Origin of the sequence: Aquimarina litoralis (assembly GCF_019295435.1) — a bacterium.
Lineage (GTDB): Bacteria > Bacteroidota > Bacteroidia > Flavobacteriales > Flavobacteriaceae > Aquimarina > Aquimarina litoralis_A.
This window is the reverse complement of record NZ_WEKL01000024.1, coordinates 13,203-28,231: the sequence shown is the minus strand read 5'-3', so window position 1 is coordinate 28,231 and position 15,029 is coordinate 13,203. Positions and strand designations below refer to the sequence as shown.

The following is a 15,029-nucleotide window of genomic DNA, read 5'->3' as shown; positions in this document are numbered from 1 at the left end:
TAGTAGAAATTTTAGGAATAATAAAAATGTAGTGCTAAATACATTTAATATTATAGACCGCATTAATAAAAAGAAAACATCTCTTTCAAAAGTCATTTCTGAACTACTCGATTAATTTTCAATAGATATTGTATGTTTAAAATGCGGTTAGTTGAAAGAATACTATTTTTTAAACTTCTCTTCTGAATTCTGACTCCTATTCGTATCTCAAAGATTCTATTGGATCTTGTTTTGCAGCCTTGACAGCAGGATATGATCCAGAAACTACCGCAGTTAAGAAAGAAGTAACTACTGCCGCAAAAATGGCTAACCATGGTGTGCTAAATTCAAAGCCTGAAACAGCTACGATAATGGCTCCAATTGTTATTCYTAGAATAATACCTACGACACCACCTATTTGACCAATAATAACAGTTTCCATAAAAAATTGCACAGAAATGGTATTCTTTTTGGCTCCAAGGGCTTTGCGAACCCCAATTTCTCTAGTTCGCTCGGTTACAGATACTAGCATAATGTTCATAAGCGCAATAGAAGATCCAAAAATAGTAATGATACTTATGATCCATGCTGCCCAGTATAAGTAACCTGTAATGCTAGAAATTCGATTAATAAGATCATCACTACGTTCTAAACCAAAGTTGTTTTCTTCAATAGGGTTTAATCCTCTAATTTTTCTAAAAGTGATAATAGCTTCATCTTGTGCGCCTTCTAAGAACTGTTTATCATCTACCTTCACACTGATATTGTAATTAATATTAGGCAACGTATATATAGAACGAGCTACTTGTAAAGGGATTAATACTTTCAGATCTTGATTGTTTCTAAAAGTAGCACCTTTACTTTCTAAAACACCAATTACTTTGAATTTAACGCCTCGGATGCTAATGGTTTTATTAACGGGATCTGTGTCTTTAAAAATATTCTTCTTAAAATCAGGGCCAATCAAACAAACATTATTATTATTCTCTATATCAAAAAAAGTAAAATTCCTTCCAAACTCAACTTCTGTCCCTGTATTTTCTAAGTAATTCTCATTAACTCCTACTACAGAAGCTTCAGGGTCTGTTTTTTCATTTTCAAACTTTACTTCTGCATTTCGAGTTCCTGTAAATGAAACAGAAGTTTTAGAAAACGGATATTGAAACTTTTCTTTAAACTGTCGAACGTTTCTATAATTAATAATAGGATTAATTTTTTCTCTTTCTCCGCTACCACCTCTTCTGGTAGCAAATTCATATCGCTGAATATTAAAGGTATTAGATCCCATAGAGGCGAAATCTCCAGTTATGGTGTTTTCTAAAGCTCCTAAAAAGGTAAGAATACCTACCAATGCTGTAATACCAATAGCAATGATTAATACAGTAAGAATGGTACGTAATAATTGTCCTTTGATAGAGTCTAATGCAATACGAATATTCTCTCGAAAAAGTGAAAACATAATTAGCGAATTAGTGTCGTTTCCTGTATAAGACTACAAAACGTCCTTAAAGTTACTCAAAAAAGTAAATTTTATTTAAATAAGTAAAACTCTTTGTGATTTTTGGTATAATATTTTAAGCTTTTTTAGATCTTTACATCCTTTAGAATAATTTAAAATTAGTAGTAAGAGCAATACAGAAAAATATACGCTTTTACGAAAAAGTGAATACGCATTTATGGCACAAAAACCTTCCATACCAAAAGGCACAAGGGACTTTTCTCCAATAGAAGTGGCTAAGAGAAGTTATATCATGAACACTATTAAAGAACAATTTCAATTGTTTGGATTTCATCCTATAGAAACTCCAAGTTTTGAGAATAGTGATACCTTGATGGGTAAATACGGAGAAGAAGGGGATCGTTTGATTTTTAAGATATTAAATAGTGGAGATTATTTAAGCAAAGTTGATGATACACTATATGCTACAAAAGATAGTGGTAAGATGACCTCTAAAATTAGTGAAAAAGCACTTCGTTATGATTTAACAGTCCCATTTGCTAGGTATGTAGTTCAGCATCAAAATGAAATTGATTTTCCTTTTAAAAGGTATCAAATACAGCCGGTATGGAGAGCAGATCGTCCACAAAAAGGAAGATTTAGAGAGTTTTATCAGTGTGATGCTGATGTGGTAGGCAGTAGATCTTTATGGCAAGAAGTAGATTTTGTTCAATTATATGATAAAGTTTTTTCAAAACTAGGACTGAAAGGGGTAACTATAAAGATGAACAATCGTAAAATTCTTTCAGGAATTGCAGAAGTGATTGGAGCTAGTGACAAATTGATCGATTTTACTGTAGCCTTGGATAAATTAGATAAGATAGGAGAGGAAGGTGTAAAAAAAGAAATGCTATCCAAAGGTATTCAGGAAGCAGCTATAGAAAAAGTGCAGCCTCTTTTTAATTTTACAGGAACAACTGTCGAAAAACTAGAGAAATTAAGAGCGCTATTGGCTACTTCTGAAGAAGGACTGAAAGGAGTAGAAGAATTGGAGTTTATCATAAATGCAATCGATGAAATTCCATTAGAAACAACACTTTTGGATTTAGATGTTACTTTAGCGAGAGGACTAAATTATTATACAGGTGCTATTTTTGAAGTATCCGCACCAGAAGGGGTAAAAATGGGCTCTATTGGTGGAGGTGGTCGTTATGATGATCTTACAGGTATTTTTGGACTGAAAGATGTTAGTGGAGTTGGTATTTCTTTCGGATTAGATAGAATTTATTTGGTATTAGAAGAACTGAACTTATTCCCAGATACGGTTGCGCCATCTACTAAAGCATTATTTATTAACTTTGGGAAAGAAGAAGGATTGTATAGTTTTAGAACTATTAGCCAATTGAGAAAAGAAGGAGTTATAGCAGAGCTTTATCCTGATAGTGCTAAAATGAATAAACAGATGAAGTATGCAAATAAAAGACAAATTCCTTTTGTTATTTTGGCAGGAACTTCTGAAATAGAAAATAATAAGTACACGGTAAAAAATATGACTACCGGAACTCAAGAAACTATGAATTTTGAAGAATTAAAGTTAACTTTAAAGTAAAATTTAGTTTCAATAAATAAATAAATAATATTAAAGCAAATACTATTAACTACCCTAAAATTATAACTATGAAAAATATCTTATTGAGTTCACTTTTATGTCTCTTATTGTCTTTTGCAGTTTCATGTAAAAAGGATCCAAAATCCGATAAAGTTGAAGCTATAGAGGAGGTTGTAGACTCAACAGATGTTGTAGAGGTTGTAGAAGAAAAAAAGCCTGAGGTTAAAAAGAAAAAGAAACCAAAGAAAAAGAAACCTAAAAAGGATGAGATAAAAGTGCCTGCTGGGGCACCAACATTTGATAGTAAAGAGGCTAGAAAGTATATTAGAGATTACGAAGCGTATGTGTCTAAATATAAAAAAGCAGTAGAATCCAAAGCAGATATGGATGCTTTTTTGAAACTTAGTGAATCGAGTAGTAATCTAACAAAGCAATATAGAAAATTGATTTCTACCTTATCTGCAGATGAAATCGAAAAGATGAGCAAGTATATGCAGGAGAAAACAAAACAAATAGATGCATTGAGTAGACAGATGTAATTCTCTTGCAACAGAATAGAAAAAACCATCTTGGAAATTTATTTTCAAGATGGTTTTTTGTTGTAATAAAAAAAGCCCTTATTTCTAAGGGCTTTACGAATTAATGTAGCGAGAGGGGGGCACGATCCCCGTCCGCCTAAGGCGGATATGAATCCATTTATTTTATCAATTTGTCTTTGACCCATTCTCTCCCTTTTCCAGATTTCAAAAATTTTTCCCTACTCAAAGCATCTTTCTTTGTTTCATGAAATTCAAGATATACTACTTTCCAAGGTCTATATTTAAAAGTGTATCCTTTTTTAGCTAAGTAATTATGAGATTTAAATCTTCCGATTAGATCAGCAGTATAACCGGTATAGGTCTTATTGTGTTTTTCGGAGTATAATATGTAAACAACAAATTCTTTCATATATAAAAAAAGCCCTTATTTCTAAGGGCTTTACGAATTAATGTAGCGAGAGGGGGGCACGATCCCCCGACCTCTGGGTTATGAATCCAACGCTCTAACCAGCTGAGCTACCTCGCCAAATAGATGCTACATCATTTTAATTCGGGTGCAAATATAAAAACAAAAAGCATTGTAGCAAACAATAAAGTGGAATTAATTTTATTTCAAATATTTTTAAAGTAAATAATTAATCTATATATTGGCTTACTAACAATTTGCAATATGTCTGAAAAAATAAAATACGAGCTTGAATTTGTAATACAATCCTCTCCACAACTACTATATCAATATATATCGACTCCTTCTGGGCTTTCTGAGTGGTTTTCTGATAATGTAAATTCACGTGGTGAAATGTTTACATTCATCTGGGATGATAGTGAAGAGGAGGCAAAGCTTTTAAGTAAAAAAAGTGGAGAAAGAATTAAATTTAGGTGGATGGCAGATGATGAAGATGGTAATGATTATTTTTTCGAAATGCGAATTCAAGTAGATGAAATTACTAAAGATGTTTCATTGATGGTTACAGATTTTTCTGATGATGATGAAATTGAAGAAAATAAAATGTTATGGGATAATATGATTAGTAATTTAAAACATGTACTAGGTTCTGCTTAAATCCTATATTTTTATAATGTATATTTGCCCCGCCCAATGATAATTGGTAATAAGGGGCTTTTTTTATGATCAATATTAATGGAAATTTACTAGAGGATAATGAGGCAACATTATCTATCGCGAATAGAGGTTATACGTACGGAGATGCTATATTTGAAACAATCCGTGTAAACGCTGGAACTATTCTTTTTTGGGAAGATCATTATTTTCGCTTAATGGCTTCTATGAGAATTCTAAGAATGCAAATTCCTATGAATTTTACTCCAGAATTTTTGCAGGAAGAAATTCTAAACCTGATCGAAAAAAGCGGTCTTATGAATTCTTCAGTACGGATAAAGATTATTGTAAACAGAAAAGAAGGTGGTTTATATACTCCAGTTACGAATGATGTGGATTATGCTATTTCTGTAAAGCAATTAACATCTAAATTTTACACATTACCGGATTCTTTTTATGAAGTTACTTTGTTTAAAGATCACTATGTGCCTTCAGATTTATTATCAACGTTAAAATCCAATAATAAATTAGTAAATATTCTTGGAGGTATTTTTGCTAAGGAAAATGGTTATGATAATTGTTTATTGATCAACACAAGCAAAATGGTTATTGAGGCCTTGAATGGTAATTTATTTTTAGTAAAAGGAAATAAAATCAAAACGCCTCCTGTTGCTGATGGGTGTTTGAAAGGAATTTTAAGAACACAGTTACTTAGGATTATTGAAAAACTGCCTGATTATGAATTAGAGGAAGCTTCAATTTCTCCATTTGAGCTACAAAAAGCGGACGAATTGTTTATTACCAATGTAATTCAAGGGATACAACCTATACATAAGTTTAGGAAAAAGGAGTATACCTCAGATATAACAAGAAGATTGTTAGGTGTATTAAATGCTCAAATAAGAATAGGAGGTTAGTTAATTAAAACTAGGATCCTCAGGAGCATTTGACCAAAGTAAGTACTCTCCACCTAATTCTATCATTTTTTCTTTCCAAAAGGTGTTATAGGATTTACCAATGATATTTTTTTCATAGGTGTTTTTAACAATAACCCAAGAATTGGCTTCTAATTCTTGTAGCAGTTGTTTTGCATCCCATCCGGAATATCCAAGAAAAAAACGAATTTCGTTAGATGTAATTTTATTCTGAATAATTAATTCTGATACTACTGAGAAATCTCCACCCCAATAAATTCCTGAAGATATTTCTACGCTATTCGGTATTAATTCTGGAATTTTATGAATGAAATACAAATTATCTTGTTCAACAGGTCCTCCGTTGTAAATTTGGAATTCTGCTTCAACTTCGGGGACTAGATCAGAAAGGACATAATCCAATGGTTTATTCATTATAAAACCTATAGAGCCGTTATTACCATGATCCGCTAACAATACAACAGAACGATTAAAAGAAACATCTCCAATGATGGATGGCTCTGCAATCAGAAGATGTCCTTTTGCGGGTTGTAATGAAATCATAGATGGTGTAGTTTATACTAAAACTAAATAATTATTTCTAATAATCAAAGAGTATGCTTGATTTTTAGCCATAATACAAAAAAAAGCCCCTTGAAAAAGGAGCTTTCTATAATATCAAAAACTAAATAAATTAGTTAACTGAACTAGATAAATCTGCACCAGCTTTGAACTTTACTACGTTTTTAGCAGCGATCTTGATGGTTTTCCCTGTTTGAGGGTTTCTACCTTCTCTTGCAGCTCTTTTAGAAACTGACCAAGAACCGAATCCAACTAAAGAAACACGGTCACCTTTTTTAAGAGATCCTTCAACATTTCCTAAAAAAGATTCTAAAGCTTTCTTTGCTGCTGCTTTTGTAATTCCAGCATCAGCTGCCATTGCATCGATTAATTCTGTTTTGTTCATAATTCTGTTTTTAAATTAATTGTTGGTTAAACCAAATTTTTGTTAAACGCTCTACAAATTTATACGGATTTATGATTCATGCAAGGATTAGCCCAGTAAATACGGGGTTTTGTTGATAACTCAGGGTGATTGTTAATAAACAAGTAGGAATTCTTGGATTTTTCTTACTCTAGTAATAGCAAGGGCTCAGCCCATTTTGGCATCTTTATAAAATGTATATCCATTAAGTAGTGCTTTTGCCTCCATAGCTTTTTTCCCCGGAAGTTGAATCTTCTTTAAAATGATATACCCTTTTTCCACCGCTACCTTTATTTTAGAATCTTCGACAAACACTTTTCCAATATCAAAACTATGTTCTATCAATTCTATTTCAGCTTCATATATTTTTACAGACACTTCTTCACCTTTATTATATAATAATGACCAAGAAGAAGGATAAGGGCTTAGACCTCTAATAAGATTGTAGATGTTTTCAATTTTATCTTTCCAATTAATTTTAGTATTTTCTCGATGTAGTTTATATGCTGTTTTCGGAGTGTCCTCCTTTGGTTGTTCTGTTGTGGTTACTGTTTCGTCTTCTATTACCTTTATAGTGTCAATAACTAGAGATGCGCCTGCTATCATTAATCGGTCATGAAGAACTCCAGCGGTATCTTCGTTTGTTATTTCAATCTCCTTTTGTAAAATAATATGACCAGTATCTATTTTTTCATCAATAAAAAAAGTAGTAATACCTGTTTTCTGTTCTCCATTAATAATAGCCCAATTAATCGGAGCTGCTCCTCGGTAATCTGGCAATAAGGAAGCATGTAGATTGAAAGTTCCGTATTTTGGCATTCCCCATACTACTTTTGGTAACATTCTAAATGCAACCACAATATTTAGATTAATGTTAAGAGCTTCTAATTCTTTAATAAAATCTTCATTTTTCAAATTTGTAGGTTGTAGTATATGTAAACCTTTAGATAATGCATATTCTTTTACTGCTGAGGCTCTGAGTTTTCTTCCTCTTCCTGCAGGCCTATCAGGAGCAGTAATTACTCCAACAACATTGTAATTATTTTCTATAATTGCTTTAAGGGTTTCTACCGCGAAATCCGGAGTCCCCATAAATAAAATTCGTAAGTCTCTCATGTATTTATACTAGTTGATAGTTGTTGTATGAATCAATTTTGATAATATTATGCTGATTTAATTCTCGCAGTATTTTCAATCCAGTCTCTTCTGAACAAGGTAATTGATCTAATAATTCTCTAGATGATAACTCCTTATTTTTCAAAAGATGAAGTATTTTATCTTTTATTTCCTTAGGGTTGACTTTAACTTTCTTTCTGGAAATACAGATATCGCAAACTCCACAATCTGTAGAATCTTTCTCTCCGAAATAAGCTAATAACTGCTTACTTCTACATACCTTTTTATTTTGGACAAAGTCAATCATGGCATTTACCTTATTAACTTTAGAAAGTCGTAACTCGGAAATAAAAGGTTTTATGCGGTTTATAGTATGGTCATCTTCTCTTGGCACTAGAAAAGTGATATTTGCATCTGTAAGCTTATGATTAAAAATTAATAATTCAGCTTCTTCTAATTTTTTAAGTGTTTCTACAACTTGATTTTCTGAAGTATTTACTTTAGAAGCTATTAATGATAAGTTTACTTTCACTTCTTCATCAAAGATGCCTCCATATGTACGTAATATAGCTTTAGTGATAAGTTCTAAATGAGGATGCTGTTCTAGGTAAGCTAAAAGGTGGTTTCCTGTTGTAGTTATATGTATGGTACTTTTCTTAGCATATTTTTGCGAAAAGTTTAGCACACTACAACGATCTAAAAATTGTAAAGCATTGTAAGCAATTAATGGATTGAAGCCATATGTTTTACAGAATATATTAAAATTAAAACCATGAGAAGATTGCTCGCCTTCACCATAGGAAATTCTAAAATAATTGCAAAGCTTCCTGTATACCAACTTTACAAAGTCAATATCAGGTAATGTATTTACAAATTGATTTTGTACATGGGTAATATCATTGTTACTTTTTAAAAGAAAAGCATACGAACTACTCCCATCTCTTCCTGCTCTTCCTGCTTCTTGGAAATAACTTTCTATACTTTCTGGTATTGAATAATGTATAATTGTTTTTACATTGGATTTGTCTATTCCCATTCCGAAAGCATTCGTAGCCACCATTATTCTAGTATCTTCTTGCATCCATTTTTGAAACCGTATCGTTTTCTCTTTTGCATCGACACCTCCATGATAATAGGTCGCTTTAAACCCACATGCATTTAGAAAATCACTTATTTCTATGGCTGTTTTTCGATTTCTTACATAAATTATAGAGCTACCTTTATATTTTTCAAGAATCTGAATTAGCTTATTATTTTTATCCGCAGTTTCATATACAATATATCCTAAATTACTTCTGAAGAAAGACTGCTTAAAAACTTTGGGTTGGAATAAATCTAGCTCTTTGATAATGTCGTCAACTACTTCAGGAGTAGCAGAAGCCGTAAGAGCGATTATAGGAACTGCAGGTTTTAGTTCTCTTAATATCCTGATTTTTTTATAAGAAGGTCGAAAATCATTACCCCACTGCGAAATACAATGTGCCTCATCAACCGCGATTAGGTTAATATTCATTTTTTTTAAACGTTCTTTAACTAATTCCTGTTGTAAACGTTCAGGAGAAAGATATAAGAACTTATAATTACCATAAATACAATTATCCAAAAGTGTGTCTAACTCAGAATATCTGATTCCACTGGTTAGTGCTATAGCTTTAATGCCTGTCTGCTGTAAATGCTGTACTTGATCTTGCATCAATGCAATAAGTGGAGAAATAACAATACAAATACCAGGTTTTAATAAGGATGGTATTTGAAAACAAATAGACTTTCCTCCACCTGTGGGTAGTAATGCAAAAGCATCATTGTTATCCATAATAGTATTGATTATTTCTTCCTGAAGAGGTCTGAAAGAATCATAATTCCAATTTTCTTTTAATAGTTGGATAGGGGAAAGCATCAATACGATTTTATATTACGTGTTGTAATATAAAGGTACTGCGTTCTTTTACATTTCCAAAAGGAACTTCAATACAATTATATCCAAATCTAGAATATGTGGCTAATAAATGCTGATAAACTTGTTGTGATTCATCAAAACTTTCATACCGCTCGTCATCAGAAATGTAAATATCTTTCCAAGGAGGTAATAAGAAAATCTTATCATACCTGTAGGTTTTACATGCTTCTGTAAAGGTCTCGTCATAAGTTTGGTCAAAAAGATCCATATAAGCCAATACATCAGGAATACCTCTGTCGTAGAATGAAAACTTTTTATCATCGGCAGAAGGATCTTGATACTGATCTATTCGACCTTTTAAAAGCTGTAAGTTGAAATTATGAGGATCCGCAACCGATACTATTGGATTAGAAGTTATTTCCATAGCATCATCGCCTTGTTTAGCCTCTTGAGTAATACTTCTAATGAATTCAGGAAAACAAAAGAAGCCGTCTTCATTAAGTTGATTTATAATTGATGTTTTTCCTGTAGAAGGGCCTCCTGTAATGACTATCTTATTCTTTGCCAACGAAATATTTTTGAGCAAATTTCGGAATTATTATAAGATTTTGAAAATTGTTTGATAAGGATACTATAAAGCTCTGTTAAAGTTGATTTTTACCGGACGTATTTTTACTACCTTAAAAAAGCAAATATCGATATTTAGCTTATTTAGACTAATTAAACACTAAATTCAAAAACTTAAACTCATGCCTGTTTATAATTTAAAAGTAAATGGTAAATCCCTTTCGGTAGAGGCTGATAAGGAAACACCATTATTATGGATTTTACGAGATCATTTTGATTTGGTAGGAACTAAATTTGGTTGTGGTATAGGACAATGCGGTGCTTGTACTATCCATGCCGATGGAGTAGCTACCCGAAGTTGTTTGTTGCAAGTTTCTGTAGCTACAGAAATGGAAATAATAACTATTGAAGGATTATCTGAGGATATTTCACACCCTGTACAACAAGCTTGGAAAGAGATAGATGTTCCTCAGTGTGGCTATTGCCAAGCCGGTCAAATTATGACTGCCTCTGCATTTTTGAAACAAAATCCTAATCCAAATAGAGAAGAGATTAGAGATGCTATGAGTGGAAACCTGTGTAGATGCGCTTCTTATAATAGAATAGAGAAAGCGGTAGAACAAGCAGCGAGTAAAATAAGTTAACCAATTTAAATCCAATAAAATGAAACGTAGTACAACACCTTCTTTTAGTAGAAGGTCATTTATTAGAACATCTGCATTAGCTAGTGGAGGAATGTTAATTGGTTTTAACCTTTTTCAAGCTTGTAAACCCGAAGCGGCACCACCGGTAGATATTGCAGATTTGAATTTTAACGATTTTAATGCATTTATTAAGATTGCTGATAATGGCATGGTAACTATTTTTTCTCCAAATCCTGAAATTGGACAAGGAGTAAAAACTTCTATGCCAATGCTTATAGCCGAAGAACTAGATGTTGCCTGGGAAAATGTAGTAGTAGCACAAGGAGCTCTTGATACCAAAAACTTTACAAGGCAAGTTGCTGGAGGTAGTCAATCTTTACGACATGGTTGGGAACCCTTAAGGAAAACTGGGGCTACTGCCAGACAAATGTTGGTAAACGCCGCTGCTGCAAAATGGGGAGTGGATCCTGCGACATGTTCTACGGAGAATGGAGTGATCTCTAATAGTAATGGTGATACATTAGGATATGGAGAAGTGGTAAAAGAAGCAGCATCTCTGGAAATTCCTGAGGATGTAACCCTGAAAAAACCAAAAGATTTTAAAATCATAGGAAAGGATATTCCGAATGTGGATATTGATAAAATTGTAACAGGCAAGCCTCTATATGGAATGGATTACAAGGAAGAAGGAATGTTATATGTTTCCGTTGTTAGACCTCCTGCTTTTGGAAAAAAATTAGAAGATTTTGATGCTACAGATGCCAAAGGAGTGAAAGGTGTTTTTGATGTCTTTAAATTTGGGGATAAAATAGCGGTTTTGGCTGAAAATACTTGGTCAGCGATGAAAGCTAAAAAAATGGTAAAGGCAAAATGGCAGGACGACTCCAAGTTAGAAAATACTGAAGATTATAATAAGGCTTTAACAGCGCTATTGGATGGTAAGGATTTCAATACGATGAGAGCGGATGGTGATGTAAAAAAAGCTTTTGCAGAAGCAGATAAAGTTTTAGAAAGAACTTATGAATCTCCTTTTCTTCCACATAATTGCATGGAACCTATGAATTTCTTTGCGGATGTAACGGCTGAAAAAGTAAGACTTGTTGGCCCAATTCAAACACCAGCAGGAACGGCAAGAAGAATTGCAGAACTCTTAAATAGAAAACCAGAAGAAGTTACCGTAGATATGACTAGAATGGGTGGTGGTTTTGGAAGAAGACTATATGGAGATTTTGCAATAGAAGCGGCTGAGATTTCTAACATCGCAAAAAAGCCTGTAAAAGTTGTTTATTCTAGAGAAGATGATATGTCAGCTGGAATTTATAGGCCAGCTATCAAATATAGAATTAGTGCAGCCATCAAAGATGGAAAATTAACTGGATATCATTTAAAAGAAGCTGCAGTGAATTCCAATATGTATGGACTGATTCCTAATTTCTTTCCTGCAGGTGCAGTAGAGAATTATCAAGTCGATGTGGCAAAATATGATAGCAATATTACTATTGGAGCATGGAGAGCTCCATATACCAATTTCCTTGCCTTTGCAGAGCAAAGCTTTTTTGATGAATTAGCAGAAGTAATGGAAGTAGATAATATCCAATTACGTTTAGATCTATTACAAAACGTAAAAGGTCATAATGATGAAAGAATTCAATATTCGCCGGAGCGTCTGGAACAAGTAATTAAAACAGCAGTAGAAAAGTCAGAATGGGGTAAAAAACCAGAAGGTGTTTTTCAAGGATTCAGTTCTTATTATTGTCATAATACCCATGTTGCGGAAGTGGCTGATGTAGTTTTAGAAAATGATCAACCTGTTGTCAAAAAAATAACTTGCGTAGTAGATTGTGGAATTGTTGTAAACCCATTAGGAGCTAAAAACCAAATAGAAGGAGGAGTTATTGATGGAATAGGACACGCTATGTATGGTGATTTTTCTTTTAAAGATGGTGTTCCTCAGGATACTAACTTTAATACGTATCGTTTAATTAGAATGAATGAAACACCTATTGTGGAGACTCATTTTATTGAAAGTGATATTGCACCAACTGGTTTAGGAGAACCTACATTACCTCCAGCAGGAGCTGCTATTGCTAATGCGATACGAGCAGCAAAAGGAGTTAGAATGACCAAACAACCTTTTGTAAAAAATATGAAGGAAAAAGCATTGCTTGGATAGTATATGACACATGAGTTTAAAGAAATAATTGCTTCATATAAAGAAGCAAGTAAAATAGGGATACGAGCTGTCATGGCAACGGTAGTTGATGTTGATGGCTCGTCTTACCGTCGTCCAGGTGTTGGGATGTTAATTCTAGAAAACAGAAAAATGACAGGAGCAGTAAGTGGGGGATGTGTAGAAAAAGAAGTGCTGAGACAATCGCAATCTGTTTTTACTTCTGGAATCCCTAAAATCATGACCTATAATGGGAGGTATCGTTTGGGATGCGAAGGCGTCTTGTTTATTTTGATAGAACCTTTTTCGATCAATGAAACAACAATCCATACCATAGAAAAGTATTTGGAATCTAGAACATCTTTTGAGATGAATTCTTACTACTCCAAAGAGGAGAGTGTAAAGTTTTCAATGGGTTCTATGATATCTTTTGATAGAAATAATGTTTTTAAATTTTCAGATACTTTTGATCAGTTGCCAGAAAGTATAGATAATGGAATGCTTTGTTTTACTAGAGAAATGAAACCCTGCTTCAGATTAATCATTATTGGATCAGAACATGATGCCATAGAGTTAAGTAAAATAGCATATCAAACTGGTTGGGAAGTTGAAATCGTTAATTCTCCAAAGAATCCTAAAACTACTCATGACTTTCCTGGTTCTAATAAAGTGATAAATCAATCTCCAGAAGAATTAATAGTCGATAAAGTAGATATGCAAACTGCATTTGTTTTAATGACGCATAATTTTGCTAAGGATTTATTATATCTACAAGCAATCAAAGACACTAGTCCAACTTATATAGGTTTGTTAGGTCCCTCAAGGAGAAGAGAAAAACTATTGTCTGCTTTTATAGAATACTTTCCAGAAGTTTCAGATGAATTTATGGATTGTATTCATGGTCCAGCTGGACTAAATTTAGGTGCAGAAACTCCACAAGAAATTGCAATTTCAATTATTGCAGAAATATTGTCTGTTGTTCGTAACCAAAAACCGATTCCGTTACAGGAAAAAGTTGGAGGTATTCACAGTAATTCTTCTGATAAGATTGCATATAATTCAATAAAAGATAAGTAAAGATATTGCACATATTATATTAGCTGCAGGGTCATCGAGCAGAATGGGATCTCCTAAACAACTATTAGTTTGGGGAAAAGATTCTTTAATTGTATCCGAAATAAAAAAATCACTACAATTAGCTCATGTACAAACATATGTTGTCCTAGGAGCACATTTTGAATTAATCAAAAAAGAAATACATCATCTGTCAATTGAGATTTTATTTAATGAAAATTGGAAGCTAGGAATGGGAGCTTCCATAAGTACCGGAATTCATCATATTTTAAAAAGTGAACAAAACTATAAAGCTGTATTAATTTCATTGATTGATCAACCATTTATAGATTTGAATCATCTGAATAGTTTATACTCTAAATTTGATGAAAATGAAAACTATATTGTAGCAACTGAAATGAAAAAAAAAGTTGGGGTTCCAGCTATATTTCCAAGAAAATACTTTGGTGAATTATCCCAACTTAAAGAGGATTTTGGAGCTAGATTTATGATCAAAAAATATAGAGATTCTATTATTGCTGTAGATGGACAAAATAAGACAGATGATATTGATACCATGGAACAGTATGAGTTGTTATTTAATAGAATAAAAGAGTAGTAAATCACTAATAAATATATGAATTAGAAGGTGTATCTTTGCTCAAAAATTTTTTAATAGATGAGCAACCCTTCAAATCCTGAAGAATTTTATAAAAAACTTAAAGCGCAATTAGCGGATACTGCCTTATGGCCAACGACGTATTTATATAAGTTTATTGTACCTACTGAAACAGAAAAAGTAAGTCAAATAGAAGAGATCTTTGATAATCTCGGAGCGGTGATTACTACAAAACAATCCAAAAACGGTAAATACACGAGTGTTTCTGTAAACGTTCGTATGAAAAACCCAGATCAAGTGATTGCCAAGTATAAAGAAGTTGCCGCCAAAGTAGAAGGTGTAATTTCTTTATAAAACGAATATTTTTAAGGACAATTTAAGCATACTAATTTTATTTTAGTATTTTGCAAACAATTAGTGAGCAGTGTAAAAGTCAGGA

The 15,029-nt window shown here is 32.8% G+C and carries 16 protein-coding genes and 1 tRNA gene; 9 read left to right on the top strand and 8 right to left on the bottom strand.

Going from position 1 to position 15,029, the window contains the following annotated elements:
- Nucleotides 1–196: 196 nt before the first annotated feature.
- Nucleotides 197–1,438 carry an ABC transporter permease gene (locus tag GBO31_RS13800; RefSeq protein WP_219008945.1) on the bottom strand — a complete coding sequence of 414 codons (1,242 nt, stop codon included), beginning with the start codon at nucleotides 1,436–1,438 and terminating at the stop codon, nucleotides 197–199.
- A gap of 217 nt (nucleotides 1,439–1,655) precedes the next feature.
- Between GBO31_RS13800 and hisS the strand changes: the two genes are divergently transcribed.
- Nucleotides 1,656–3,026: a histidine--tRNA ligase gene (gene hisS / locus GBO31_RS13795; protein ID WP_219008944.1), complete on the top strand. Its 1,371-nt coding sequence runs from the start codon at nucleotides 1,656–1,658 to the stop codon at nucleotides 3,024–3,026.
- A gap of 68 nt (nucleotides 3,027–3,094) precedes the next feature.
- Nucleotides 3,095–3,565, top strand: coding sequence for a hypothetical protein (locus tag GBO31_RS13790; protein ID WP_219008943.1), 471 nt, complete (start codon nucleotides 3,095–3,097; stop codon nucleotides 3,563–3,565).
- A 157-nt stretch (nucleotides 3,566–3,722) separates the two neighbouring features.
- Here GBO31_RS13790 and GBO31_RS13785 read toward each other — a convergent pair whose 3' ends face one another.
- Together GBO31_RS13785 and GBO31_RS13780 are read right to left on the bottom strand one after the other, a co-directional pair.
- Nucleotides 3,723–3,974 (bottom strand): GIY-YIG nuclease family protein, encoded by a 252-nt coding sequence (locus tag GBO31_RS13785; RefSeq protein ID WP_219008942.1) that lies wholly within the window; start codon nucleotides 3,972–3,974, stop codon nucleotides 3,723–3,725.
- Nucleotides 3,975–4,017: 43 nt separating this feature from the next.
- A tRNA-Met gene (locus tag GBO31_RS13780) sits at nucleotides 4,018–4,091 on the bottom strand.
- Nucleotides 4,092–4,235: 144 nt separating this feature from the next.
- Between GBO31_RS13780 and GBO31_RS13775 the strand changes: the two genes are divergently transcribed.
- Together GBO31_RS13775 and GBO31_RS13770 are read left to right on the top strand one after the other, a co-directional pair.
- Nucleotides 4,236–4,628, top strand: a complete 393-nt coding sequence (locus tag GBO31_RS13775) for an START-like domain-containing protein (RefSeq protein WP_219008941.1) — start codon at nucleotides 4,236–4,238, stop codon at nucleotides 4,626–4,628.
- Between the two features lie 65 nt (nucleotides 4,629–4,693).
- The gene (locus tag GBO31_RS13770) at nucleotides 4,694–5,542 is read left to right on the top strand and encodes an aminotransferase class IV (protein WP_219008940.1); all 849 of its coding nucleotides are present in this window, start codon (nucleotides 4,694–4,696) and stop codon (nucleotides 5,540–5,542) included.
- On the opposite strand, the gene GBO31_RS13765 is transcribed toward GBO31_RS13770, so the two are convergent.
- From GBO31_RS13765 to GBO31_RS13745, 5 genes are all read right to left on the bottom strand, one after another.
- Entirely contained in the window at nucleotides 5,543–6,103 is a 561-nt protein-coding gene (locus GBO31_RS13765) for a YqgE/AlgH family protein (RefSeq protein WP_219008939.1), read from the bottom strand.
- A gap of 130 nt (nucleotides 6,104–6,233) precedes the next feature.
- A complete protein-coding gene (locus GBO31_RS13760) occupies nucleotides 6,234–6,506 on the bottom strand; it encodes an HU family DNA-binding protein (RefSeq protein ID WP_027391128.1) in 273 nt (90 codons plus the stop codon).
- 186 nt (nucleotides 6,507–6,692) lie between these two features.
- Complete coding sequence (gene fmt, locus GBO31_RS13755) at nucleotides 6,693–7,640, bottom strand: methionyl-tRNA formyltransferase (protein WP_219008938.1); 948 nt, start codon at nucleotides 7,638–7,640, stop codon at nucleotides 6,693–6,695.
- A 4-nt stretch (nucleotides 7,641–7,644) separates the two neighbouring features.
- Nucleotides 7,645–9,537, bottom strand: coding sequence for a RecQ family ATP-dependent DNA helicase (locus GBO31_RS13750; protein ID WP_219008937.1), 1,893 nt, complete (start codon nucleotides 9,535–9,537; stop codon nucleotides 7,645–7,647).
- 10 nt (nucleotides 9,538–9,547) lie between these two features.
- Nucleotides 9,548–10,105: an AAA family ATPase gene (locus GBO31_RS13745; protein WP_219008936.1), complete on the bottom strand. Its 558-nt coding sequence runs from the start codon at nucleotides 10,103–10,105 to the stop codon at nucleotides 9,548–9,550.
- A 181-nt stretch (nucleotides 10,106–10,286) separates the two neighbouring features.
- On the opposite strand from GBO31_RS13745, the gene GBO31_RS13740 reads away from it, so the two are divergent.
- From GBO31_RS13740 to GBO31_RS13720, 5 genes are read left to right on the top strand one after another with little or no spacing between them, the layout of a single operon-like run.
- On the top strand, nucleotides 10,287–10,748 hold the full coding sequence (locus GBO31_RS13740) for a (2Fe-2S)-binding protein (protein WP_219008935.1): 462 nt from the start codon (nucleotides 10,287–10,289) through the stop codon (nucleotides 10,746–10,748).
- Nucleotides 10,749–10,767: 19 nt separating this feature from the next.
- On the top strand, nucleotides 10,768–12,921 hold the full coding sequence (locus GBO31_RS13735; RefSeq protein ID WP_219008934.1) for a xanthine dehydrogenase family protein molybdopterin-binding subunit: 2,154 nt from the start codon (nucleotides 10,768–10,770) through the stop codon (nucleotides 12,919–12,921).
- A 3-nt stretch (nucleotides 12,922–12,924) separates the two neighbouring features.
- Nucleotides 12,925–13,995 (top strand): XdhC family protein, encoded by a 1,071-nt coding sequence (locus tag GBO31_RS13730; protein ID WP_219008933.1) that lies wholly within the window; start codon nucleotides 12,925–12,927, stop codon nucleotides 13,993–13,995.
- On the top strand, nucleotides 13,988–14,590 hold the full coding sequence (locus tag GBO31_RS13725; protein WP_343211314.1) for a nucleotidyltransferase family protein: 603 nt from the start codon (nucleotides 13,988–13,990) through the stop codon (nucleotides 14,588–14,590). The genes GBO31_RS13730 and GBO31_RS13725 overlap by 8 nt, the downstream gene beginning before the upstream one ends.
- Nucleotides 14,591–14,650: 60 nt before the next feature.
- Complete coding sequence (locus GBO31_RS13720) at nucleotides 14,651–14,944, top strand: DUF493 family protein (protein ID WP_219008931.1); 294 nt, start codon at nucleotides 14,651–14,653, stop codon at nucleotides 14,942–14,944.
- Nucleotides 14,945–15,029: the final 85 nt, after the last annotated feature.